Source organism: Cupriavidus sp. Agwp_2, from assembly GCF_040784895.1.
Classification (GTDB): domain Bacteria; phylum Pseudomonadota; class Gammaproteobacteria; order Burkholderiales; family Burkholderiaceae; genus Cupriavidus.
In genome coordinates this window covers 647,773-670,991 of sequence record NZ_CP088084.1, presented here as the reverse complement: position 1 = coordinate 670,991, position 23,219 = coordinate 647,773, and the positions used below count along the sequence as shown (strand labels likewise).

22 protein-coding genes are annotated in these 23,219 nt (G+C 66.7%); 11 read left to right on the top strand and 11 right to left on the bottom strand.

Going from position 1 to position 23,219, the window contains the following annotated elements:
* Positions 1-241: 241 nt before the first annotated feature.
* Positions 242-1,555 (bottom strand): hemolysin family protein, encoded by a 1,314-nt coding sequence (locus tag LPA45_RS20820; protein WP_317920176.1) that lies wholly within the window; start codon positions 1,553-1,555, stop codon positions 242-244.
* Positions 1,556-1,778: 223 nt separating this feature from the next.
* On the opposite strand from LPA45_RS20820, the gene LPA45_RS20815 reads away from it, so the two are divergent.
* Positions 1,779-2,690 (top strand): helix-turn-helix domain-containing protein, encoded by a 912-nt coding sequence (locus tag LPA45_RS20815; protein WP_116322174.1) that lies wholly within the window; start codon positions 1,779-1,781, stop codon positions 2,688-2,690.
* Here the strand turns inward: LPA45_RS20815 and LPA45_RS20810 are convergent.
* On the bottom strand, positions 2,665-3,261 hold the full coding sequence (locus LPA45_RS20810) for an acyloxyacyl hydrolase (RefSeq protein WP_116322173.1): 597 nt from the start codon (positions 3,259-3,261) through the stop codon (positions 2,665-2,667). The two genes, LPA45_RS20815 and LPA45_RS20810, sit on opposite strands and share 26 nt — an antisense overlap.
* A gap of 308 nt (positions 3,262-3,569) precedes the next feature.
* On the opposite strand from LPA45_RS20810, the gene LPA45_RS20805 reads away from it, so the two are divergent.
* A complete protein-coding gene (locus LPA45_RS20805) occupies positions 3,570-4,133 on the top strand; it encodes a surface-adhesin E family protein (RefSeq protein WP_116322172.1) in 564 nt (187 codons plus the stop codon).
* A gap of 154 nt (positions 4,134-4,287) precedes the next feature.
* Positions 4,288-4,512: a hypothetical protein gene (locus LPA45_RS20800; protein ID WP_317920177.1), complete on the top strand. Its 225-nt coding sequence runs from the start codon at positions 4,288-4,290 to the stop codon at positions 4,510-4,512.
* 268 nt (positions 4,513-4,780) lie between these two features.
* Here the strand turns inward: LPA45_RS20800 and LPA45_RS20795 are convergent, their stop codons facing one another.
* Positions 4,781-5,215 (bottom strand): RT0821/Lpp0805 family surface protein, encoded by a 435-nt coding sequence (locus LPA45_RS20795; protein WP_317920178.1) that lies wholly within the window; start codon positions 5,213-5,215, stop codon positions 4,781-4,783.
* A 274-nt stretch (positions 5,216-5,489) separates the two neighbouring features.
* Between LPA45_RS20795 and LPA45_RS20790 the strand changes: the two genes are divergently transcribed.
* From LPA45_RS20790 to mdoH, 3 genes are all read left to right on the top strand, one after another.
* Positions 5,490-5,858, top strand: coding sequence for a hypothetical protein (locus LPA45_RS20790; RefSeq protein WP_116322169.1), 369 nt, complete (start codon positions 5,490-5,492; stop codon positions 5,856-5,858).
* A 402-nt stretch (positions 5,859-6,260) separates the two neighbouring features.
* Positions 6,261-7,850, top strand: a complete 1,590-nt coding sequence (locus tag LPA45_RS20785) for a glucan biosynthesis protein G (RefSeq protein ID WP_116322168.1) — start codon at positions 6,261-6,263, stop codon at positions 7,848-7,850.
* Positions 7,823-10,432, top strand: a complete 2,610-nt coding sequence (gene mdoH, locus LPA45_RS20780) for a glucans biosynthesis glucosyltransferase MdoH (protein ID WP_317920179.1) — start codon at positions 7,823-7,825, stop codon at positions 10,430-10,432. Before LPA45_RS20785 ends, mdoH begins: the two co-directional genes overlap by 28 nt.
* Positions 10,433-10,589: 157 nt before the next feature.
* Here mdoH and LPA45_RS20775 read toward each other — a convergent pair whose 3' ends face one another.
* A complete protein-coding gene (locus LPA45_RS20775) occupies positions 10,590-11,081 on the bottom strand; it encodes a hypothetical protein (protein WP_116322210.1) in 492 nt (163 codons plus the stop codon).
* Between the two features lie 517 nt (positions 11,082-11,598).
* Here LPA45_RS20775 and LPA45_RS20770 point away from each other — a divergent pair.
* A complete protein-coding gene (locus tag LPA45_RS20770; RefSeq protein ID WP_116322166.1) occupies positions 11,599-12,816 on the top strand; it encodes a Bcr/CflA family multidrug efflux MFS transporter in 1,218 nt (405 codons plus the stop codon).
* A gap of 20 nt (positions 12,817-12,836) precedes the next feature.
* Here the strand turns inward: LPA45_RS20770 and LPA45_RS20765 are convergent, their stop codons facing one another.
* Both LPA45_RS20765 and LPA45_RS20760 read right to left on the bottom strand, forming a co-directional pair.
* Positions 12,837-13,682: a mechanosensitive ion channel family protein gene (locus tag LPA45_RS20765; RefSeq protein WP_116322165.1), complete on the bottom strand. Its 846-nt coding sequence runs from the start codon at positions 13,680-13,682 to the stop codon at positions 12,837-12,839.
* 222 nt (positions 13,683-13,904) lie between these two features.
* Positions 13,905-15,107, bottom strand: coding sequence for an ammonium transporter (locus LPA45_RS20760; RefSeq protein WP_317920180.1), 1,203 nt, complete (start codon positions 15,105-15,107; stop codon positions 13,905-13,907).
* A 503-nt stretch (positions 15,108-15,610) separates the two neighbouring features.
* Here LPA45_RS20760 and LPA45_RS20755 point away from each other — a divergent pair.
* From LPA45_RS20755 to LPA45_RS20745, 3 genes are all read left to right on the top strand, one after another.
* Complete coding sequence (locus LPA45_RS20755) at positions 15,611-15,892, top strand: HU family DNA-binding protein (RefSeq protein ID WP_029047409.1); 282 nt, start codon at positions 15,611-15,613, stop codon at positions 15,890-15,892.
* A gap of 178 nt (positions 15,893-16,070) precedes the next feature.
* Positions 16,071-16,556 carry an acyl-CoA thioesterase gene (locus LPA45_RS20750; protein ID WP_116322163.1) on the top strand — a complete coding sequence of 162 codons (486 nt, stop codon included), beginning with the start codon at positions 16,071-16,073 and terminating at the stop codon, positions 16,554-16,556.
* A 16-nt stretch (positions 16,557-16,572) separates the two neighbouring features.
* Positions 16,573-17,049 (top strand): CreA family protein, encoded by a 477-nt coding sequence (locus LPA45_RS20745; RefSeq protein WP_376790672.1) that lies wholly within the window; start codon positions 16,573-16,575, stop codon positions 17,047-17,049.
* Positions 17,050-17,061: 12 nt separating this feature from the next.
* Here the strand turns inward: LPA45_RS20745 and LPA45_RS20740 are convergent, their stop codons facing one another.
* The 5 genes from LPA45_RS20740 to LPA45_RS20720 form a co-directional block, all read right to left on the bottom strand.
* A complete protein-coding gene (locus LPA45_RS20740; RefSeq protein ID WP_317920181.1) occupies positions 17,062-17,904 on the bottom strand; it encodes a phosphatase PAP2 family protein in 843 nt (280 codons plus the stop codon).
* Positions 17,905-17,944: 40 nt separating this feature from the next.
* A complete protein-coding gene (locus LPA45_RS20735; protein ID WP_317920182.1) occupies positions 17,945-19,693 on the bottom strand; it encodes a class I adenylate-forming enzyme family protein in 1,749 nt (582 codons plus the stop codon).
* Positions 19,694-19,829: 136 nt separating this feature from the next.
* Positions 19,830-20,594, bottom strand: a complete 765-nt coding sequence (locus LPA45_RS20730; RefSeq protein WP_317920183.1) for an SDR family oxidoreductase — start codon at positions 20,592-20,594, stop codon at positions 19,830-19,832.
* Positions 20,595-20,859: 265 nt separating this feature from the next.
* The gene (locus LPA45_RS20725; RefSeq protein ID WP_116322160.1) at positions 20,860-21,717 is read right to left on the bottom strand and encodes an arylamine N-acetyltransferase; all 858 of its coding nucleotides are present in this window, start codon (positions 21,715-21,717) and stop codon (positions 20,860-20,862) included.
* Positions 21,718-21,744: 27 nt separating this feature from the next.
* Complete coding sequence (locus LPA45_RS20720) at positions 21,745-22,515, bottom strand: Crp/Fnr family transcriptional regulator (protein WP_233528305.1); 771 nt, start codon at positions 22,513-22,515, stop codon at positions 21,745-21,747.
* Between the two features lie 203 nt (positions 22,516-22,718).
* On the opposite strand from LPA45_RS20720, the gene LPA45_RS20715 reads away from it, so the two are divergent.
* Positions 22,719-23,216 (top strand): DUF962 domain-containing protein, encoded by a 498-nt coding sequence (locus LPA45_RS20715; protein ID WP_317920184.1) that lies wholly within the window; start codon positions 22,719-22,721, stop codon positions 23,214-23,216.
* The last annotated feature ends 3 nt before the right edge of the window (positions 23,217-23,219 follow it).

Sequence of the window (23,219 nt, the reverse complement as noted above, 5' to 3'; positions counted from 1 at the left end):
CCCGTTGTCAGTGTTCCACGTCTGGCAGGACCGCTGGCGCGGGCCGGCTCCTATCGTCAGGCGTGGCGGCGCACGCCTGCTGCAGCCGCACAACGGGCTGCAAGGCCCGATCATAAGCCAAGCCAGGCGGCAGGGCCTTGCAAGTTGCGACAAGTTGCGGACTGCGCACCTGTTGCTTGACGGGAATCAACGCGGCGCCAAGTGGCCACGGGATGGGGTTTGACTGACCAGATGCGCGGCATCAGCCGGTCGTCTCTTCCTCCGGACCGTCTTCGGGCGGCAGGCGCGAGGCCAGCACCTTGTCGATGCGCTTGCCATCCATGTCGATGATCTCGAAGCGCCAGTCGCCCCATTGGACGTTGTCGGCGATCTGCGGCAGGCGTCCGAGCAGCAACAGCAACATGCCCGACAGCGTGTGATAGCGTTCCTTTTCTTCCTCCGGCACCTGGCGCAGCCCGATGCGGTCCTTCAGTTCGAGGATGGGGATCAGGCCATCGAGCAGCCATGAGCCATCCTCGCGCTGCACTGCCCATTCCTCGCCGGCGGCCTCCGCCTTGAACTCGCCGGTGATGGCCTCGATCAGGTCCTGCAGTGTCACCAGCCCCAGCACCTCGCCGTATTCGTCGATGACAAAGGCCACCTGGCCGCCGGATATGCGGAAATTTTCCAGCAACTCCATCCCGGTCACGCTTTCGGGCACGAACACCGCCGGCTGCACCACCGCCATCAGGTCGGCTTCTTCGCCGCGCAGCCGGCGTGCCAGCAGCTGGCGTGCGCTGACCACCCCGACGATGTCGTGCATGCCGCCGCGCACCGCCGGGAAGCGGGAGTGATCGGATTCCTCGATACGGCGCAGGTTTTCGTCCAGCGGCGCCTCGACGTCCAGGTAGACGACGTCGCCGCGCGGCACCATCAGCGAGGCAAGTTGGCGGTCGTCGAGGCGGAACACGTTACGCACCATGGTGTGCTCATGCTGCTCGATCACGCCCGCCTCGGAACCTTCCACCAGAAGTGCGTGGATTTCTTCCTGGGTCACGCCGGGGCCACGGTCGGTCTTGCTGCCAATCAGCCGCAGTACCAGCCGGGTGGAACTCGACAGCAGCTTGACGAACGGGGTGGATGCCACCGCCAGCCAGGAAATCGGGCGCGCCACCAGGCGCGCGATCGCTTCTGGGGCCATCTGGCCCAGGCGCTTGGGCACCAGTTCGCCCAGCACGATGGAAAAGTAAGTCAGGCCCGCCACCACGATCGCCGTGGCGACGTAGCCAGCGGTGGAAGATGCCATGCCAACGCTTTGCAGCCAAACGCCGAAAGGCTGTGCCAGCGTCGATTCGCCGACCACGCCGTTGAGCACGCCGATCGACGTGATGCCGATCTGCACCGTCGACAGGAAGCGCGTGGGATCTTCGCCCAGCTTGGCGGCTGCGATCGCCCCCCGGTCGCCGTTCTCGATCTGGCGTTGCAGGCGCGCCTTGCGCGCAGTGACCAGCGCGATCTCCGACATCGCGAACAGGCCGTTCAGCAAGATCAGCGCCAGTAATATGGCAATTTCCATCAAAGTGCGCGCCCTTTGCGCGCCCGGTGTTCCAAAAGATCAAGCATACCATTCGGCCGTTACAGGAAGCCTGCACAGTGACGCCCGCGCCGCAAAGCTGTCAACGCACTCCTGCAAGGCAGCAAACGCCGCACCACCGCACTACGCAACGAGGCGGCAGGGAATTGCGGTCATTACCTGGCAGGTAGTCGCTCCCGCCGTCCGACCATGCTGTAATAGGCGCATGGAAACGCTGACACCCGCCTCCGAAGCTACCCTCGACTTCCCCGGCCTGCTGCGCTACTGGCGCGGCAAGCGCGGCTACAGCCAGCTCGCGCTGTCGCTGGCCGCCGGGGTTTCGCAGCGCCATATCTCCTTCCTGGAATCCGGCCGTGCCCGGCCCAGCCGCGAAATGGTGCTGGCGCTGGCCGAGCGCCTGGGCGTGCCGCTGCGGCAGCGCAACCGCATGCTGCTGGCGGGCGGCTTCGCGCCGGCGTACAGCGAGCACGCGCTGGCGTCGCCGCCGCTGCAAATGGTGCAGCAGGCGATCGCGCTGATCCTGTCCAAGCAGGAGCCGTACCCGGCCGTGGTGCTGGACCGTTTCTGGAACCTGGTCGATGCCAACCATGCCTACCGGCGCATGCTTGATACGCTGCTCGACGGACGCGCGCCCGCGTCGCTGGCGGATGGCGACGGGCAGGCCGGCGGTCCGCGCCGCGTCAATCTGATGCTGTCGGTGTTCGACCCGAAGGGGCTGTGGCCGGTGATCGAGAACGCGCGCCAGGTCGGACGCTACCTGCTGCGGCGCGTCTGGCAGGAACTGCAAGTGCAGGCGCACGACCAGATCGCGCGCGAGATCTTTCGGCGCATCGCCGCGTGGCACCCCGACATGGTCGGCCCCGGTGGCGTGCTGCTGCCCGACGAAGACGGCGGCGAAGGACCACCGCCACCGGTACTGCCGGTGGTGCTGCACGCCGGCGCGTTCCGTGCGTCGCTGTTCTCGACGCTGACCACGCTTGGCATTCCGCAGGACATCACGCTGCAGGAGCTGCGCATCGAGTCCTTCTTCCCTGCCGACGAAGCGACGCGCGCCCTGTTCGAAACGCTGGGCGCCGCGCAGCCACCGGCGCTCAGAAGCGGTAGCGCAGGTAGATGACGTGGAAGGTGGTGCCAGGATTGGGCTCCTTGATGCCGCCGTTGGACAGGTGCTGGAAGCGGTAGCCGGCGGTAAAGCGCCGGTCCGAGCCGAAGGTCACGCCGACACCGGCGGATTCCGCGAACTGGAACGCAGTGGAAATGACATGGTCGTCCGAGGTTCGCGTCCCGGTCATCAGGCGCGGGCCGACAGACAGTTCCAGGAACGGCGCCCACGCGTGCTTCCACCAGCCGATCCGCACCACCGGCGAGGCACCGAACTCCCACAGGTCATGCGGATTGTTGTCGCTGCTGCTGTTCCAGCGCGCGATATTGACTTCCCATTGAAGATCGACCAGCCAGCCCTGCGGATTGCCCCACGCAAAGCCTGAATCCCACAGCATGGCCACTTCGGCCTTCTGCACGTGATGGGTTTCGTCGAAGCCGTACCCCAGCTGCACGGCCGGCGCGGCGTGGGCCGTGCCGTGAACCAGGTGCAAGGCCAGCAGACCCGCGGCGGCGGCCTGGCGCACCGCCTGCAGCGCTATGCGCCGCTGTCGATGCCATGGAGACCTCGCGCGTGCCGGTGACATGGGGTGGAGGTCGGCAAGACTGGCTCGGCGATCTTGTCCGGCTTCTTGGTCTTGTTGGCGCATGGAAAGCAAGCTTGGGTTGCTGCGTTGCTGTCGGACTTCGCATCGGGCGGCATCCGTCACGGGCGCCGCCATGCAAGGCCGGCCTCCATACCCTATTTGTAGTACACCGGCAGGCACATTGCTGGCGTGGGGTGCGGAGCTGCGCAATCCAGGCGCCTGTGCGCAACGCATGCAAAGCGACCAGATGGTACCTGTCGTGTGCGACAATGCGGCTCGCTTTTTCCCGTCTATACGAGGGCAATTCAATGATGTTCCGCATGTTTGGGCATGCTGCCGCGCTCGCCGGTTGCATGTTCGGTCTGGCCGTGCCGACCGCCCACGCTGAAGGCAGTGCCATGCCCGCCCAGCGTCCGGCCGCAGCGGCCGGCCTCTATGAGTGCCAGATGCCCGGCGCTGGCACCGTCTTCCGCGCCACGCCCAAGGAAGGCTGCCGCCAGGTCGCCGCGCCCGACGCCGGCGCACCCGACCCGCAGCGCTGGTTGCCGCTGATGGGCGCCAACGGCGTGATCTCGTATGTCGACCAGTCCGCGACCCGGCGCCAGGGTAGCCAGGTCGGCGTCGTGCTGATGCGCAATTCACCGTCCGGCGTCATCCGCACCGCCAGCGGCGAGCCGATCCGTTCTTCGCTCAGGCGCATGGTGCTTGACTGCGCCACCTCGATGTTCGCGGTGGTCGAGCAGACGCTGTACAGCAAGCGCTATGCGCGCGGCAACCCGCTCTATACGATCCGCGCGCCGCAGTCCGGCACCTTCCAGCCTGCCGGCCCCGGCACGATCGCGGGTGAACTGCTGCGCAGGTTGTGCCGCTGAGCTGAGTGGCCTGCGCCCGGTCACCGGCGCCCTTGTCAGGGTTTGTCCCGGTCAACCGCGTGCAAAGCGTCCTCGTTGATGCAAATGAACCGGCGCGATGGCGTGCCGGTCATTGCAGGCATTACCACACGCAGGGCTCAAGAGGAGACCGAAAATGAAGAAGTGGATCGTCATGCTGTCGCTGGCAATGTTCGGTGCAGGCGCGATGGCGCAGGCAACGCCGGCAACCCCCGCCACGCCGGCGGCACCGGCTGCCGACAAGGCCGCCCCGGCCAAGGCCGACAGCAAGAACAAGGCGAAGGCCAAGAAGACCAGCGCCAAGAAAAAGAAGAGCCACGCACCCGGAACCAAGGACCCGATGACGAACAAAGGCGCCTGAGCGCGCTGCCGATGGCGTGGGACGCCCGGCTCCCCGGCAAGCGGGGAAGCAGGCGGTGTCCGTAGCGCCATGCCGCCGCGCTGCGAGAGCGTGACACGCCAGGCGGGGATATGCGCCCGCCGCGCGCACGACAAACCTGTGGCACGCCATGCAGTGCCTTCCGGGGGGGAAAGGCAGGGTCGTCGCGGTGGATCGAGACAGGAGGCTACGGCCTCCTTCTTTTTATTCCGGCGCGCGGCGTTGCTGGCTCAGTCGCCGTTCGCGCCGCTCAGCCGTCGACGTGGCGCGCCTTCCATTGCCCGCTGGGCTGCTTGCAGAACCAGCCTTTCCAGTGCTCCTGCGAGCTGCCGCGCTTGAGTTCCGACTCCAGCCGCCGGCACTGCTGGCCCTTGTCGGTCTTGCTTTCAACGGGGGTGATGGTGCCATCGACCTGCGGGCGCCGGCCGTTGGCTGGATAGGTCCACGTCACCGACTGGCCGTCGGCAGTATCGTTCAGCGCCTTGCGCACCGATTGCGACAGCGAGGCGCCTTCCTTCTCGTTGAGCGTGCCGATGATGGATCCGCTCAGGTAGTTGTCGAAGTACGCGTGGGCCGGCGTGGCCATGGCGAGCAGCACCGTGGAGCCGAGCACGCTGGCGATGGCGGCGCGGATGGAGGGACGGGTGGCCGGGCGGGCAGTGCGGTCTGGTTGCCGAGGTAGCATGACGATTCCTTTGGCTTCGTGTTGGCATGCCGCGAGCCGCGGGGAGGGCATTGCGCGGGCAAGCCGGATGGGTCGTTTGGGTGGCATTGTAAGCGCAATGCCGCGCTGGCGACGACCACTTTGCCGCATTGCGGCGGCGCCGGCGCGGTTGACACCGGCATGGCGCTGACCTAGCGTTGATTGCTGCCCCAACGCTTGCCATCCCTTGTTCCGCAGCAGCTGTCAGCGGTGCCCGCCGCAATGAGCAAGCGCCTTTCCCCCGAGAGGAGACCTCATGAAGCTGCGCTATCTCATCATCGGTCTGGCCGGTGCCTGCGCCTTCGGCGCGCTGCACGCCCAGACCGGCAAGGCCGACAAGTTCAACCCCTACACCGACGGCGCCAGGCAGGACAAGTTCAGCACGTACACGGACGGGGCCAGGCAGGACAAGTTCAGTCCCTATTCGGATGGCGCAAAGAGCGACAACGTGACCTCGCTCAACCCCGGTGCTCGGCCGGACCAGATGGAACCGATCCAGGGCGGGGCGCAGAAGTCGTTTGATTCCTACAGCCAGGGCGGCATGAAGAGCGGCAAGTTCGATACGTACTCCGAAGGCGCCAAGAGCGGGAAGTTCGACCCCTACAGCGAAGGGGCCAAAAAGTAACACTGTATTAAAAGTGTGGAGCGCGGGGTGTCGGCGGGCACCCCGGTCAATCACGCTTGCCGCGAGGTCCGACGAGCTTAACGCTCGCCCGCACTCGAGGCGGTGTGACCCTAACGCCCGGAAACCCTTGCCCGGAGCGGCTTTCGGGCAACCTCACCAACATTTTGTTTCAAACCTTGCGTGATCGAAACGTGACTTTCGCGTCTCGAATTGTTATGGTTTATTTCGCATCGCAACAAACCGGACACAGTGCCCCGCGGGCGCCGAGACCCATGTCTGGGCCACGCCATGTTTGGCCGGGCCCGTCTCTTGCTGTGCCCTGCCTTGCTGCGCCGCCTGCAAGGTCCTTCGTCCCGACCGTCGATGCCGGTCACCCCGATTTAACCGTTCACCCTGGCATACATGTCACAGATCGCCACGCCACGCTTGTCCGTAATTTTCACCGTGCCTGCCTCGGGTCAGGCCCGTCGCCGCAGCGTGGGCGTACGGATCGCGGCATGGCTGGGCGGCGGCGTCCTGGCCCTATGCGCCATGACGGCGCAGGCGTTCGACTTCGATACCGTCGCGGCGCGCGCCAAGCAACTTGCCTCATCGCCGTACAAAGCCCCGCCGCAGAACCTGCCGCGCGAACTGCGCGAACTCACGTACGAGCGCTACCGCGAAATCGAATACAAGCCCGAGCGTTTCGCCTGGCGCGGCACGCGCTCGCCGTTCGAGCTGTCGTTCTTCCATGAGGGCATGGTGTTCGACCAGCCGGTGCGCATCCATGAAGTGGTGGGCAACAGCGTGCGTGAGTTCCGCTTCGATCCCGCCGCGTTCAACTATGGTCCGCACAAGGTCGACGCCGCCAAGCTCAAGGGGCTGGGCTTCGCCGGCTTCCGTATCCTGTATCCGCTGAACCAGGGCAAGCGCAAGGACGAACTGGCGTCGTTCCTCGGCGCCAGTTATTTCCGTGCGCTCGGCAAGGACCAGTGGTACGGCTTGTCGGCGCGTGGCCTGGCGGTGGACACCGCGCTCAATTCGGGCGAGGAATTCCCGCGCTTCGTTGAATACTGGATCGAACGGCCGGGCCCCAACGCCAAGGAAATCACCATCTACGCGCTGATGGATTCGCGCCGCATGAGCGGCGCCTACCGTTTCACCATCAAGCCGGGCGCGGAGACCGCGATGGAGGTCAAGTCGCGCCTGTTCCTGCGCGAGAACGTGACCAAGCTGGGCCTGGCACCGCTGACCAGCATGTATCTGTTCGGAGAAAACCAGCCGGCGCCGGCGCAGGATTTCCGTCCCGAGGTGCATGACTCGGACGGCCTGTCGATCCACCTGGGTACTGGCGAATGGGTCTGGCGCCCGCTGGTCAATCCCAAGCGCCTGCTGGTGACGTCCTTCTCCGCCACCAATCCGCAGGGCTTTGGACTGATGCAGCGCGACCGCAGCTTCAACAGCTACCAGGAACTGGGTGCATGGTATGAACGCCGCCCCAGCGGGTGGGTGCAGCCGCGCGGCAACTGGGGCTCGGGCCGGGTCGAGCTGGTGCAGATCCCGACGCCGGACGAGACCAACGACAACATTGTCGCGTACTGGGTGCCGGACAACCCGCCCAAGCCCAGGCAGCCCTTCGATTATGAGTACCGGTTGCTGTGGCAGAAGGACGGCGAACAACTGCCGCCGCTGTCGTGGGTGAGCCAGACCCGACTGGGCCAGGGCCAGTCAGCCAGCAAGGAGGACACGAGCTTTTCGCTGGTGGTGGACTTTGAAGGCCCGGGCTTCCGCAAGCTGCCCGCGGACGTTCGCATCGACCCGGTGGTTTCGGCCGATGCCAACGGTGAACTGCTCAAGACGTCGGTACAGCGCAATGAAGCGACCGGCGGCTGGCGCATGACCATGTTGATGCGCCGCAAGGATGAAACCAAGCCGGTAGAGTTGCGCGGCTATCTTCGCAACGGCAATACAACCCTATCCGAGACGTGGAGCTACATCTTACCCCCAGGCTAAAGCAGCGACCGGCCCAGGCAGCGGCATGCGAGCGCTATGTCGACCGCCTGCCCGTATCGCCTGAAATCCGCAACGAACTGCTGGCCGATGTGCCCGGTGCGGCCGTAGTGCCGGTGGCATCGCTGGCGCCGGTGAGTCCGGTCGTGCCGGTCGGCAGCGACGGCCGCGACGCGCAGGAAGCGATCTCGCGCCTGCAGTCGCGCCTTGCCGCCAAGGACGCGCCCGCCGCGCAGGGCGGCGGCGCCTACGCTTCGGTCGGCCGCCGTTTCACCATCGCTTACGGCAACCCGCAGGTTGGCGGCGAGCCGCTGCTGCAGCGGCGCGAAGATGGCACCGTCAAGGTCGATACCGGCCCGGAGCCCGAGCGCAGCTCGATGGTGCCGCGCCAGTGGCCGCCGCATATCGTCACCGGCTGGCTGCGCAATACCTGGCGCCGCATGCTGGGCCGCCCCCCCGTGCCCGAAACCTGGGACACGCTGCACGACGGCCCCGATGCCGAAGGCAAGTGGCACCCGGCCGGTTCGCATCGCCGCTGGTTCCTGCTGGCGCTGGTCGTGATCCAGACCGTGCTGGCCACCTACTTCATGACCAGCGTGCTGCCGTACCACGGCGCCGATCCGCTCGAGATCGCTATCCTGGGCCTGTTCGCCATCCTGTTCTCGTGGGTGTCGGCGGGCTTCTGGACCGCGATGATGGGTTTCCTGGTGCTGGCCAAGGGCGGCGACCGCCATCTGGTCTCGCGTTCCGCAGCGCCCGACGGGCCGCTCGCACCCGAGGCGCGCACCGCGATCATCATGCCGATCTGCAATGAGGACGTGACGCGGGTGTTCGCGGGGCTGCGCGCGACCTATGAATCGATGGCACGCACCAGCCACCTGTCCAATTTCGACTTCATCGTGCTATCGGACAGTGGCAACCCGGACCTGCGCACCGCCGAGCACGATGCGTGGATGGAACTGTGCCGCGCGGTCGGCGGCTTCGGCCGCATCTTCTATCGCTGGCGCCGCCACCGCGTGAAGCGCAAGACCGGCAACGTCGCCGACTTCTGCCGCCGCTGGGGCAGCAAGTACCGCTACATGGTGGTGCTCGATGCCGACAGCGTGATGAGCGGCGACTGCCTGGCCACGCTGGTGCGGCTGATGGAGGCCAACCCCGGTGCCGGCATCATCCAGACCGCGCCGCTGGCAGTGGGCCGCGAGACGCTCTATGCGCGCGTGCAGCAGTTCGCCACGCGCGTGTACGGGCCGCTGTTCACCGCGGGCCTGCACTACTGGCAGTTGGGCGAATCGCACTACTGGGGCCACAACGCCATCATCCGGGTCAAGCCGTTCATCGAGCATTGCGCGCTGGCGCCGCTGCCGGGCCGCGGCCCGCTGTCCGGCGAAATCCTGTCGCACGACTTCGTCGAAGCCGCGCTGATGCGCCGTGCCGGCTGGGGCGTGTGGATTGCCTACGACCTCGAAGGCTCGTACGAAGAACTGCCGCCCAACCTGCTCGACGAAGTCAAGCGCGACCGCCGCTGGTGCCAGGGCAACCTGATGAATTTCCGGCTGTGGCTCAAGCAGGGCTTCCACGTGGTGCACCGCGCGGTGTTCCTGACCGGCATCATGGCCTACCTGTCGGCGCCGCTGTGGCTGTTGTTCCTGCTGCTGTCCACCGCGATGCTGGCCAAGCATGCACTGGTGCCGCCGGAGTACTTCACGCAGCAGTACCAGCTGTTCCCGACCTGGCCCGAGTGGCATCCGGAGAAGGCGCTGGCGCTGTTCTCGGCGACCGCCACGCTGCTGTTCCTGCCCAAGCTCGCCAGCGTGGTGTTGCTGATGAAGCAGGCGCGGCGCTACGGCGGCGCGGTGCAGCTCTTTGCCAGCATGCTGGTCGAGGTGCTGCTGTCGGCGCTGCTGGCGCCGACGCGGATGCTGTTCCATACCAAGTTCGTGATCGCCGCCTATAGCGGCTGGGGTATCTCGTGGAAATCGCCGCCGCGCGAAGACGCCGAGACCACCTGGGGCGAGGCGTTCCGCCGCCACGGCTGGCATACCGCGCTGGGACTGGCGTGGGGCGGGCTGGTCTACTGGCTGAACCCGTCGTACGTGCTGTGGCTGTTGCCGATCGTCGGATCGCTGGCATTGTCGATCCCGTTGTCGGTGATGTTGTCGCGGGTGTCGCTGGGCCGCGCCTCCCGCAATGCGGGCCTGTTCATGATCCCGGAAGAAACGCTGGTGCCGCGCGAGATCGTCGAAACGCAGCAGCATGTCGAGAACGCCGCCGACACGCCTGACTTTGTCGATGCGGTGGTGGACCCGGTCACCAATGCGCTCATGTGCGCGACCGCGTCGGCGCGGCTGGTACAGCCGGAATCGGCAAGGCAGCGCCACCAGACGCTGGTCGAACACGCGCTGACCCACGGCCCGCGCGCGCTGACACCGGCGCAGAAACACCTGCTGCTGGGCAACCCGTTCGCGCTGGCCCGGCTGCATGAGCTGGTGTGGGGTTCGCCGCTGGCAGATGCCGGCTGGAAGGATACGCGCATGCTGGTGCGCAGGGCGGCCAATGTGCTGCCATTGCGGCCGCGCGCGGCGTGATGCCGATCGCCTGCTGAACAAAATCGGCCCGCTGCATGCGGGCCGATTTTCTTTGCGGACAGGGTGCCGGCATCTGCCAACATCTGCCAACATCAACCGGCACCGCCGAAGTGCCAGTTGCAACCGATTTTTGTTTCCCGGATGGTTGTTGCTTGCTTCAGCGCAGCGCCGACGTGCAGATCGGCGCGTTGATGTAGACATCGCCGATACGGCGCTCGCCGCGGTCCTTGCGCGTCATGTAGCGGAACATCAGGCTGACGCCGAGCTTGGTCAGGATTTCCACGTCGCGGTTGGCGCAGATATTGCGCTGCAACGGCGCGGCATAATTCACCTCGAAGCTGGCGAGGTCCAGCATCGGCCCGCGGTAGTTGGTCAGTTCCAGCTGGAACAGCACGTGCTTGCCCGGCACTGACTGGCAGCGTCGCAGCCGCGTCTCGCCGTCGATCTCGATCGGCAGGGCATCGTTGAGCTGGCGGCAGGCGCGCGCCAGCACGCTGTCGGGACGGGTGGTGTTGCGCAACAATTCGGGCACGCCGGCGGCGCCGGTATTCTGGCCCGTGGCCGCCCCCTTGAGCATGCGCGACAGGGCTTCGGCTTCGTCGATCACGGGCGCCGGCGCCGAAGCCGCGGTGGCATTGCGCGCCGGCATCGGTGTCGGTGCCGCATGCAGCTGCAGCGGCCACAGCAGCGCTGCCACCCATGCAAGGGTGGCCAGGCCAGGCGAAGCGGAATGCAGCGTATGTCGTGTTCTCATGCAGGCTAACGTTGCCGTGAGCGGTACTGTAGTCCGACTCTGCGAGGCCGGCGGCGCATGTCACGCGAGACTTACGCCGTCAGGCTGGCATTGTACCCTTCACCTTGCCACGCGTGAAAGGCGCGCCACACTTGTCATCCTGGCCAGCGTCAGCACAACGCATGTCAAGCATTTGGGGCAACGGCTCGCTTGATTCCACTATCTGGCAAGTTTGCCAATCCTGCCAGCTTCATCGAACTCGACCGTAACAGGGCAATATTCCTGAACGAGTGTTTCAAACCAGTGCAACCCACCGCGGCTTCGCTTTCGTTATGCTGTGCAACAATTGCGCCTTCCCAACGGCTTGCGAAGGCGCTCCCGGCATTGCCCCCGGCGGCCAGCGCCGCGCAACCCTGTTTTTCGGATCTGTTACATGTCCCGTTCCCCAAGCGCCGTGTCGACCGCGCGCTTTCCTGCCTGGCTCCTGATCTGCGGCTCGCTGATGGCGATCGCGCCGCTGTCGATCGACATGTACCTGCCGAGCTTTCCGGCGCTTGCGGGCGACCTTGGCGTCGATATCGGCCAGGTGCAGCTGACCCTCGGCACCTTCCTGGTCGGCCTTGCGCTGGGGCAGGCCTTCTACGGGCCGTTCAGCGACCGCTTCGGGCGCAAGCCGCCGCTGTATGTGGGGCTGGGACTCTATGTGGCTGCCGCGGTCGGATGTGCACTGGCGCGCAGCGCCGAATCGTTGATGCTGTGGCGCTTCCTGCAGGCGCTGGGCGGTTGCGCCGGCATGGTGATGGCGCGCGCCGTGATCCGCGACCGGCTTGAGGCGCATGAATCGGCGCGCGCGTTCTCGTCGCTGATGCTGGTGATGGGGCTGGCGCCGATCCTGGCGCCGATCATCGGCGGCGCAATCCTGACGGCGGCTGGCTGGCGCACGATCTTCTGGGTGCTGGCGGCGGCCGGCCTGGCCATCCTGCTGCTGGTGCACTGGCGCATGGAGGAATCGCTGGACCGCCGCCAGGCGGCGCCGCTGCGGCTGGGCACCGTAGCCAGGAGCTATGGCGAACTGCTGCGCGACCGTGAATTCGTCGGCTACTCGCTGTCGGCCGGCTTTGGTTCGGCGGGGATGTTCGCGTATATCTCGGGCTCGCCGTTCGTGCTGATCGAGTTGCACGGCATTGCGCCGTCGCACTATGGCTTTGTGTTTGGCGCCAACGCGCTGGGCCTGATCGCGATGTCGCAGCTTAACGGCAGGCTGGTGCGCGGCCGCACGCTCGACCACGTGCTGGGACGGGCGCTGCTGGCGCCCTGTGCGGCCGGCGTAGTGCTGGCCATGGCCGCATTGGCCGGGCTGGCGACGCTGCCGGTGCTGCTGGCGTCGTTCTTCGTCTTTATCGGTGCGCTGGGTTGCGTCACGCCCAATGCTTCCGCGCTGGCGCTGGCGCACCAGGGGCATCGCGCCGGCACGGCGTCGGCGCTGATGGGTACGCTGCAGTTTTCGCTGGGCACGCTGGGCGGCGCCGCCGTCAGCGTGTGGCGCGACGGCACCGCGCTGCCGCTGGCCGTGGTGATGGCGCTATGCGGCGCGGGCGCGGTGCTGATGCGTTACTACGGCCGCTCCGGCGCTGGCCGGGCGGCTGCCTGAGGCATGCAGGCGCCGTGGGCTCAGGCAGCGGCCTGCTGCAGGGCGGCGGCCTGCTGTACGACCACCATGTGGGCCGGCATTGGCGCGGCATAGCCGGCCTGGCCAAAGCACTCGCGGATGATGCGGTTGGAGTCGAAGTAGACCTGCCAGTAGTGGTCGTTGTGGCAATACGGGCGTACCGCCAGCACCGGCCCGACCAGCGTGAACTCCAGGATCTCGACGTCGACCGCGGGTTCGGCCAGCACGTTCGGGATCTGCGCGATGCGCGACTTGAGCAGCGCCACCGCATCGGCCGCGTCGGTGCTGCCCGCCAGCTGGGCCTTCAGTTCCACGCGCCGGTACGGGTTGGCGGTGAAGTTCTGGATCGTGTCGCTGAATATCTTGTTGTTGCCGATCACGGTCTGCACGTTGTCCGGCGTATCGAGCGAGGTGGCGAACAGCCCGATCTCGCGCACCGTGCCGGTGACCCCGCCGATGGTGACGAAGTCGCCCACCTTGAACGGCCGCAGCACCACCAGGAAGGCGCCGGCCGCGAAATTCGACATCAGCCCCGACCATGCCATGCCAATGGCCACGCCGGCGGCTGCAATCAGTGCGGCGAAGGTGGTGGTCTGGATGCCGAAGTAGCCGAGGATGCCGATCACCAGCACCACGTTCAGCGTGACCGTGACGATCGAACCCACATAACGCAGCAGCGTCGGGTCGACCTTCTGCTTGCCGAGCGCGTTCTGCACCATCCGTACGACAAAATGGATCAGCCATCGGCCGATGACCCAGAATGCTAGCGCTGCCAGGATCTTGACCCCGAACTGCGTGGCATAGGCGACAACCAGGGTCTTGAGGTTGTCGAAAGTAGTGGCATCCATCGGCGTGTCCTCTCGGTTTGGGTAAGTGCCGCCCGGCGGCCGGCGGCGACATCCCAACCGACCCCGCCGGCAACTGGGTGCAAGCCCTGCGCGCTGACGCGGCGCAATACGTGGGCACGGCAATTATTGGAATGCCGTGCCTGGAAGCGCAAGCAAATAATTGTCAAGACAAGCTGGCCGGCAGGCCAGCTTGTCCAGGCGCCGGGGGGCGGCGCTTCCGCCTTACCAGTTGGTTTCGCGCTCCGGCGTGGCGGAAATGCGGTGCAGCGTCAGGTCCGCGCCGTTGAATTCGCCTTCGGCATCGAGCCGGATGCCGACCAGCTTCTTGAGCGCGCCGTAGACCAGGGTGCCGCCCACCAGTGCCACCACGATGCCCAGCACCGTGCCGATCAGCTGCGCGCCGAGCGACACGCCGCCCAGCCCGCCCAGCGCCTTAGTTCCGAAAATGCCCGCGGCAATGCCACCCCAGGCGCCGCAGAGCCCGTGCAGCGGCCAGACGCCGAGCACATCGTCGATATGCCATTCGTTCTGCGCCAGCGTAAACATATAGACGAAGAGGGCGCCCGCGATCCCGCCGGTGATCAGCGCGCCCAGCGGATGCATCAGGTCCGAGCCGGCGCATACCGCCACCAGCCCGGCCAGCGGGCCGTTGTACGCAAAGCCCGGATCATTGCGCCCGGCGGCCCAGGCCGCCAGCGTGCCGCCGGCCATCGCCATCAGCGAATTGATCGCGACCAGGCCGCTGATTTTGTCGACGGTCTGCGCGCTCATCACGTTGAAACCGAACCAGCCCACCGCCAGGATCCATGCGCCCAGCGCCAGGAACGGGATATTGGAAGGCGGATGCGCGCTGATGCGCCCGTCCTTCTGGTAGCGCCCGCGCCGCGCGCCGAGCAGCAGCACCGCCGGCAGCGCGATCCAGCCGCCCAGCGCGTGCACGACTACCGACCCGGCAAAGTCATGGAATGGCGCGCCGGCAATTTGCGTGATCCAGTCCTGGACGCCGTAGCGCTGGTTCCACGCAATGCCTTCGAAGAAGGGATAGACAAAACCGACCAGTATGAACGTCGCCACCAGTTGCGGATTGAAGCGCGAACGTTCGGCAATACCGCCCGAGATAATCGCCGGAATGGCGGCGGCAAAAGTGGCCAGGAAAAAGAACTTGACCAGGTCGTAACCGCTTTTTTGCGCCAGCGTTTCCGCCCCGGACATGAATTGCACGCCGTAGGCAATGGTGTAGCCGATAAAGAAATAGGCAATTGTGGAAACTGCGAAATCCACCAGGATCTTTACCAATGCATTGACCTGGTTTTTCTTGCGCACCGTGCCCAGTTCGAGGAAAGCAAAGCCGGCGTGCATGGCCAGCACCATGATGGCGCCAAGCAGGATAAACATGGCGTCGGTGCCGGTCTTCCAGTTGTCCATAGTGACCTCATGCTCAAAATGGGCGCATGGGTATGCAAAAAGCATTCCAGTGCTGGCTGCATCCTGGTGCCGGCTGCACCGGAGTGGGCAGAAACCGCACCGGAATGCCGCGTGCGGGGAATCGGGCGCGGACGACCTTGGGCGAGAGAGGTGGCAGCCGTGCCGCCAATGCGCCAGAATGGCGCGTCGCAGGCGTCCGCGGCTGATCCGTTGTGGTGCGACGCCCCAATTTCGGGCATTTGTCCCATCGGGGCCCAGGCCGGCCGGTGAAACTGGCTCCTTGCGACACAACGCCGCAGCCCGGCGAATCCGGCCGGTGGCAAGCGCAAAAAGAGTGGGAAATTGCCCGCTAACCGGCCTCAAGCAAGGATTTGCGGGTTTTTTCGTTGCATTGGTGCCACTGGGGATTGCTCAACGCACAAGGGGCAGATTAGACTGCGCCGATCGATGTTTTGGCGCCAGGCCGGCACATCGGTGACGACGACCAACAAGGGAAATCAGCCATGAATAAAGGTGAACTGGTATCGGCCATCGCCACGGAAGCAGAACTGAGCAATGCGGCCGCTGAGCGCGCGCTCAATGCAGCGTTGGACAGTATCAAGAAGGCAGTGGCAAAGGGTGATTCGGTCACGCTGGTGGGTTTTGGAAGCTTCAGTGCCGGCAAGCGCGCCGCCCGCACCGGCCGCAATCCGCGCACCGGCGAAACCATCAAGATCCCGGCCGCAAAGACGGTCAAGTTTTCCGCCGGACAGGGTTTCAAGGACGCGGTGAACAAGAAGAAGTAAGCAGTTTGCGTCCACAGCGTGAGAAGGCGGCCAGGCAGGCCGCTTTTTTGTTTGTGTGCCGTTTGCGTGCCGTGCCGCGACGACTGGCAACGGCGGGCCCGATCCGGGTTAAACTGCCGGCGCCCGGAGCCGCCAGCCGGCCCGGGCGACCGCCCCCGCAATCCAGACCTCACGCATCATGAACGACCAGTCCCACCAGCTTTCCATGACCGTGCTGATGACGCCGGACATGGCCAACTTCTCCGGCAACGTCCACGGCGGCACCATCCTGAAGTACCTGGACATGGTCGCCTATGCCTGCGCCAGCCGCTATGCCGGCCGCTACGTGGTGACACTGTCGGTGGACCAGGTGGTATTCCGCCAGCCGATCCACGTGGGCGAGCTGGTGACCTTCCTGGCGTCGGTCAACTTTACCGGCCGCAGTTCGATGGAGATCGGCATCAAGGTCGTGACCGAGAATATCCGCAGCAAGCTGGTGCGCCACACCAACAGCTGCTACTTCACCATGGTGGCGGTCGACGACAACGGCAGCCCGGCCGAAGTGCCGCCGCTGGAGCCGCGCGATGAAGTCGAGCGCCAGCGTTTTGCCGCCGCCCAGCAGCGCCGGGCGCTGCGCCAGGAAATGGAAAAGCGCCACGGCGACATCAAGTCGTCGGTGACCTGACACGTTGCCACCCGCCATGATGAAACGATCCTGCACGATCCTGGCCCTGGCCGCCTGCGCGGCGGCCACGGGCGGCGCGCATGCCGAGGAGATCGGCAGCGTCAGCACCAATTTCCGCATGACCGGCTCCGACAAGGTCGTCATCGAAGCCTATGACGACCCGCAGGTGGACGGCATTACCTGCTACGTGTCGCGTGCCCGCACCGGCGGCATCAAGGGCCAGCTGGGCATGGCGGAAGACCCGCCGGAAGCCTCGATCGCGTGCCGGCAGGTGGGAACCATTGCCTTCAAGGGGCCGCTGAAGCAGCAGGACCACGTTTTTTCCGAGCGCATGTCGGTGCTGTTCAAGACCCTGCACGTGGTGCGCGCGGTCGACCGCAAGCGCAATACGCTGGTCTACCTGACGTATTCGGACCGTATCGTCAGCGGCAGCCCGCAGAACAGCGTGACCGCCGTGCCGGTCCCGGCCGGCACGACGATCCCCGTCAAGTAAGCGCCGGCGCGCTCAGGGCGCCAGTGCCGCGGCTTCTGCCTGGCAATCGCCCGCGGGGCGGGCGCCGGCGGCACGTGCGGCGGCCACTTCGCGGCGGGCCTGTTCGAGGTCGGCGCGGAAGGTCGGGTCGGCATGCAGGCGCGCCACCGTTGCGGCGGCCATCATGCGGCCTTCGTTGACATCGCTCTGCCAGTGCACGTTGCACACCACCCGGCTCTGGCCGAAGGCGCGCCCGCGCGCCAGGATGGCGTCCGCGCGGGCCGGTTCCACCTCGGCCAGGATCAGCGCCCAGGCCCAGCCGATGGCGCTGTGTCCCGACGGGTAGGATCCGTCCTTCTCCAGCTTGGCGGCTTCGTCTGGCGTGCACATCCCGGTCTTGTTGGCGACGAATGGCCGCGTGCGCTTGTAGCGGTCCTTGGCGCCATAGGTGGACAGGCCGGCATCGACCAGGCTGCGGCGCAGCAGGATATTCAGGTAAGGCGTGTCCCTGGCACTGACCGGCACCCCCAACGCGCATGAAAAGGTGCTGGCTGCCTGCGGAAAGTTCAGCACGGCGTCGGTGCTGGCAACCTGCCAGCGCGGCGAGCCGCGCAGCGTGCCCGCCTGGCGCGCCGCATCGTCATCCAGCGCCTGCGCGGGCGAGCCCTGTGCCGGCGGGCCGGGCAGCAGCTTCAGGCTGTCCGGGCGCGCATCGGCGGCCAGGTAGCCGGCGGGCACACCCGGGCGGAATTCCGGCACCGCGGACAGGTTAGTGCCGCCGGCCGCGCAGCCGGCCAGCAGCGCGGCTGCCGCCACGGTGGCGCCAAGGCGCAAGGGATTGGACAGGTTTCGATCCCGCTTTGCTTGGTCCGTCAATTTTTTTTATTCCTTGTCGTGATGGTTTGCCGCCGGCCGGTCAGGCTGCCGGGTCGAACAGCTTGCGCAGGTTCGACTTGAGTATCTTGCCATTGGCATTGCGCGGCAGCATCTCCTGGTACAGCAGGATGCGCACCGGCACTTTGAACGCCGCCAGCCGCTCGCGCACGAAGTCCTGCAATCCCGCCTCGGTTGCCTGCATGCCTGGCTTCAGGCTGACCACGGCGGCCGGTTCTTCGCCCAGCGTCTTGTGCGCGATGCCTACCACCGCTGCGTCCATCACCGCCGGGTGTTCGTACAGTGTGCTTTCCACCTCGATGCAGTAGATGTTCTCGCCGCCGCGGATCAGCATGTCCTTCATGCGGTCGACGATATAGACATAGCCTTCCTCGTCCATCCGCGCGATGTCGCCGGTGCGCAGCCAGCCGTCGACAAAGGTCTGCGCGGTGGCTTCGGGCTTGTTCCAGTAGCCGCGCACGACGTTGGCGCCGCGTACCAGCAGTTCGCCGGTCTCGCCCGGCGGCAGTGCGTGGCCGCGTCCGTCGACCACCTTCATCTCGCCGATCGGCAGCGCCGGGCCGCTGCTGTCGGGGCGCAGCACGTATTCTTCGGCGCTGTGGCTGGTGAAGGTCGACGAGGTTTCGGTCATGCCCCAGCCGATGCCAGGCGCGGCCATCGGGAACACGTCGCCGATGCGCCGCACCAGTTCCGGCGACGCCGGCGCGCCGCCGTAGTTGACGTTCTCCAGCGAAGACAGGTCGAAGCGCGCGCGCTCCGGATGCTCCAGGATCTGCCAGGCGATGGTGGGCACGCCGCCGGCGGCGGTGCAGCGCTCGCGCTCGATCAACTCCATGCCGCGCAGCGCGTCCCAGCGGTGCATCAGCACGATCTTGCCGCCGGTGGCGAGCGCGCCGTTGAGCACCGCCATGCAGCCGGTGACATGGAAGAACGGCACCGCCAGCAGCATGCCTTTCTGCGGCGCCGTGGGATCGGGAGCCGGAATCGGCTCGCCGCGGCGCAGCAGGTTGCGCAGCGGGCTGAAGCTGCCAGCGGCCGCGACGGTCGCGGAGTTGCGATGCGTGCCCAGCGCGCCCTTGGGTTTGCCGGTGGTGCCCGAGGTATAGAAGATGGTGGCATCGTCCTCGGGATCGATCTCGATCTGCGGGGGCGACTGCTGCGGCAGCGCGGCCCAGTCTGAGCTGGTGCCGATCACGCTTTCGAGTGCGGCGACGCGGGCATCGCCCGTGGCCGCGCCGGTGCGCGAAACATAGACACGTTCCAGCGCCGGGCAGCCGGGCAGGTGCTCGAGGATGCGGTCGAGCCGTTCGGCATCGACGATGGCCACGCGGCTGCCGGAATCGGCCAGGCCATATTCCAGCTCGGCGCCGGTCCACCAGGCATTCAGCGGCGTCACGATCGCGCCGGCGAGCAGGGCGCCGTAGAACGCCACCGGCCATTCCGGCAGGTTACGCATCGCCAGCGCCACGCGGTCGCCCTTGCGCACGCCGTCGCGCACCAGCGCGTGTGCCAGCGCGATGGCCGCGCGCCGGAAGGCATCGTAGGAAACGCGCTCGTCCTCGTAGACCACGAAGGTGCGGTCGCCGAAGGCACTGGTCGCGTGGAACAGGTCGCACAGCGTGGCGGGTGCGTGTTTCCAGACTGTGGTGGGGATGCCGCGGATCACGCGCGACTCGGTCTCGAAGGGCGAGCCGGGCGCGGTCAGCCGGGCATGGGCCTCGGCCAGGGACATGACCGGCCAGTTGCCGGCCGTTTGCGGATTGCTTGACATGACTGCCTCCCGTAACTGCGCTGCAGGTTGAGGGCAATGCAAAGAAAGCGGCGCCGGACAGGCCGGCGCACCGCGACGCTTGCGTCAGAAGCTCAGGTACAACTCAGGTACAACTCAGGTACGGCCGAGATGCGGCTCAGATCGTCACGCCGCCGTCGACCACCAGTGCCTGGCCGGTCATGAAGCTGCTTGCCGCAGAAGCGAGGTATACGGCCGCGCCGGCGATCTCGACTGGCTCGCCGATGCGGCGCAGCGGCGCGCCCTGCGTGGACTGCTTGTAGCGCTCCGGGTCTTCCCACAGCGCGCGCGCAAAGTCAGTCTTGATCAGGCCCGGCGCGATGCAGTTGACGCGCACGTTGTGCGGCCCGAATTCCACCGCAAGATTGCGCGCCAGCTGGAAATCCGCAGCCTTGGATATGTTGTACACGCCGATGGTCGGCGAGCCGCGCAGGCCGCCGATCGACGACACGATGATGATCGAGCCGTCCTTGCGGTCGATCATCTGCGGCGCCACCATCTGGATCAGCCAGTGGTTGGAAATGACGTTGTTGTCCAGCACCTTGCGGAACTGGTCGTCCGAGACGCCGCCCATCGGCCCGTAGTACGGGTTGGACGCGGCATTGCAGACCAGCACGTCGATCCGGCCGAAGGTGCGGTTGGTTTCGTCGACCAGCCGCTGCAGGTCTTCTTTCGACGAGATATTGGCCGGCACCGCGATGGCGGTGCCGTCGCCATGGCGTGCATTGATGGCGTCAACCACTTCCTGGCAGGCCTCGGCCTTGCGCGAAGAAATCACTACCTTGGCGCCCTGGACGGCCATCTGCTCGGCGATGGCGCGGCCGATGCCGCGCGATGAACCGGTGACGATGGCAACCTTGCCCGTCAGATCGAACAATGACATGGAGTCTCCTGTATCTGCGCCGGCGTCAGCGGCCGGCTTCATGCAGGCGGCGAGTCTGCCGCGCTGTTGTCCTGGCGATGCGGCGCAAACGCTGCATCGCCAGGACATTATGGTGTTGCCGCGCCGGCCGAGTCCACAGCGCCAAGGGCCGGATGGCTGCCATATCAGCATTCTTTCTGCGGGCAATGCGCGGCGTGCATGAAGGCTTCTGGTGCGGCGCCGCATGGGCAGCACCGGAAGGTGGCGCACAAGCCGCGCAATGCCTTCACGTGCGCGCATTGCGGGCAAGCAGCGGCGGCAGCGCCACCATCAGCCCGTGCCGCAGCGCATCGTCGAGCCGTATGCCGAAGCGCTCGTCCAAGACCCGCACCACGGCGTCGGGCGTTTCCAGGTGCTGGCGCCGTACGCTGCCATCGGGCGCGCGCTCGGCCAACTCGCTATCGGCCAGTGTCACGCGCGTGCCGCCGTCGGTGCGCGCGGCCATCAGCCGATGCAGGAACACGCTGTCCGGATGGGTCGAGACATACCAGTTGCGCGGCCCGAAATCGATCCATGGCTGCGGCGTCAGGTCGAAGCGGTAGACCTTGATCCAGCCGGCATCGCCGCGTGCTTCCAGGTCGAAGCTGTGGAACGCAGTGGCGGCCGCCTGCGGCGGAGCGCTGGCGAGCCGGTATGGGAAGTCATCGTCGGCAGGCACGGACAGCGCCATCGCGCGGAACGGCGTGGGCCCGCCGAAGCCAACGTCGGCAAGATAGCTGCGATGCGCCACTTCCACGCGCAGCAGCATGTGCGACGCCACCGTCTCGACCGCATCGGGCACACCCCAGCGCACGCGCGCGGCCAGCGGCGTTACGCTGAAGCCGAGCGCGCCCAGCGCCGCTGCCAGCAGCGTGTTGAGCTCGAAGCAGTAGCCGCCGCGCCCGCGCGTGACCAGCTTGTCAAACACGGCGTCGAGGTCGATGCTGACCGGCCGCCGCAGCAGCGGGTCGATGTTCTCGAACGGAATGCTGGCCAGTTGCGCGCCGAGCACGGCGTCGAGTGCTTCGAGCGTGGGCGAGGGCGGGGCGGCGATGCCCAGCCGCGCGCAGTAGGCGTCCAGTTGGGCAGCATCGAGTGTGGTCATGGCAGGCAAGGCTCCACGGTGGTGGATTCAGTTAAGCGCTTCCAGCGCGGCCAGGTCGAGCAGCTCGATGCCGCCGTATTCCAGCCGCAGCAGGCCGCGCGCCTCGAGTTCGCGCAGGGCGTGGTTGACGGTCTGGCGCGACAGCCCCAGCATCTGCGCCAGCTGTTCCTGCGGTATGCGCACGCGCAGCACCGCATCGGCATGCGCCGGCAGGTTGCCATAGCCATGCGCGATCGCGGCCAGGCGCCGGGCAATGCGTGCCGCCGGCGGCAGCAGCTGCGTTTCCTCGACATAGTCGAAGGCCTGGCGCGTCTTCGCCGCGAGCAGTTGTCCGAATGCCTGCCACCATGCCGGATGCTGCGCCAGGCGCCGCTCCAGCGGCGCGCGCGGCACGTGCCAGAGGGCCGCAGCGCTGACCGCGCGCGCGTCGTGTGTGCGCGGCAGCCCGTCGAACAGGCAGATCTCGCCGAACCAGGTGCCGGGTTCGAGCAGGCCCAGCAGCGCCGCCTTGCCCGATTCGCCGCTGGCGTGGATCTGCACGGTGCCGCTGGCCACGCAGTACAGGCCGTCGAAGCGGTCGCCTCGGGCAAACAAGGTCTCGCCAGGCACCAGCCGGCGCAGGCTGCCGTCGTCGAGCAGTGCCTGGCGCAACGCCGGCGGCAGCTGGCTGAACCATGCGCCGGCGCGCACCGCGGCGAGCGGGTCGTCACCCGGCGGTGCGGCGTCCGGCTGCGCGCTTGCGTGCGCGGGACTGGCCGGCAGCGGTGCGTGGCGGTGCGGCGGGGGCGCGGATCCCATGCCGGTCTCCTGTGGGGGCGGAAAGTCTGGCAAAGCCGTTGTGTCGGATGGACACACAGCGGCGCCTGCGCGCCAGGCGGATTGTCAAAAACCAGACAGACCCGCGGGTGCGCGCTCATTACTATAAGTCCACATCGCGACCTGAGCGCGGACAGCAGCAGGCGGCAGCTTCCGCGCACGCCTGCGCACAATGGAGACGCCCCGTGAAAACCCTGATCGAGCACCTGGCCAGCTACGCCGCCTACCACCGTGATCCGCGCAATATCCTCACGCATTTCATCGGCATCCCGATGATCGTGCTGGCGGTTACCACGCTGCTGGCGCGGCCGGCCATGCCTCTGGGCGACGGCTCCGCCCACCTGACCCCGGCGATGCTGCTGTATATCCTGTCGTGCCTGTTCTACCTGCGCCTGTCGCTTGGCTTCGGCGTGGCGATGGCGTCGATCCTGGCGCTTTTCCTCTATGCCGGGGCGCACATCGCCGCCATGCCCACCGCTGCGTGGCTGGCCATCGGCGTCGGCCTGTTCGTGGCGGGGTGGATTATCCAGTTCATCGGCCATTACTACGAAGGCCGCAAGCCGGCGTTCGTCGACGACCTGGTAGGGCTGCTGATCGGCCCGCTGTTCCTGGTCGCCGAGACTGCTTTTGCGCTGGGGCTGGCGCGCGACACGCGTGACGCGATGGCGGCACGCGCGCACTGACAA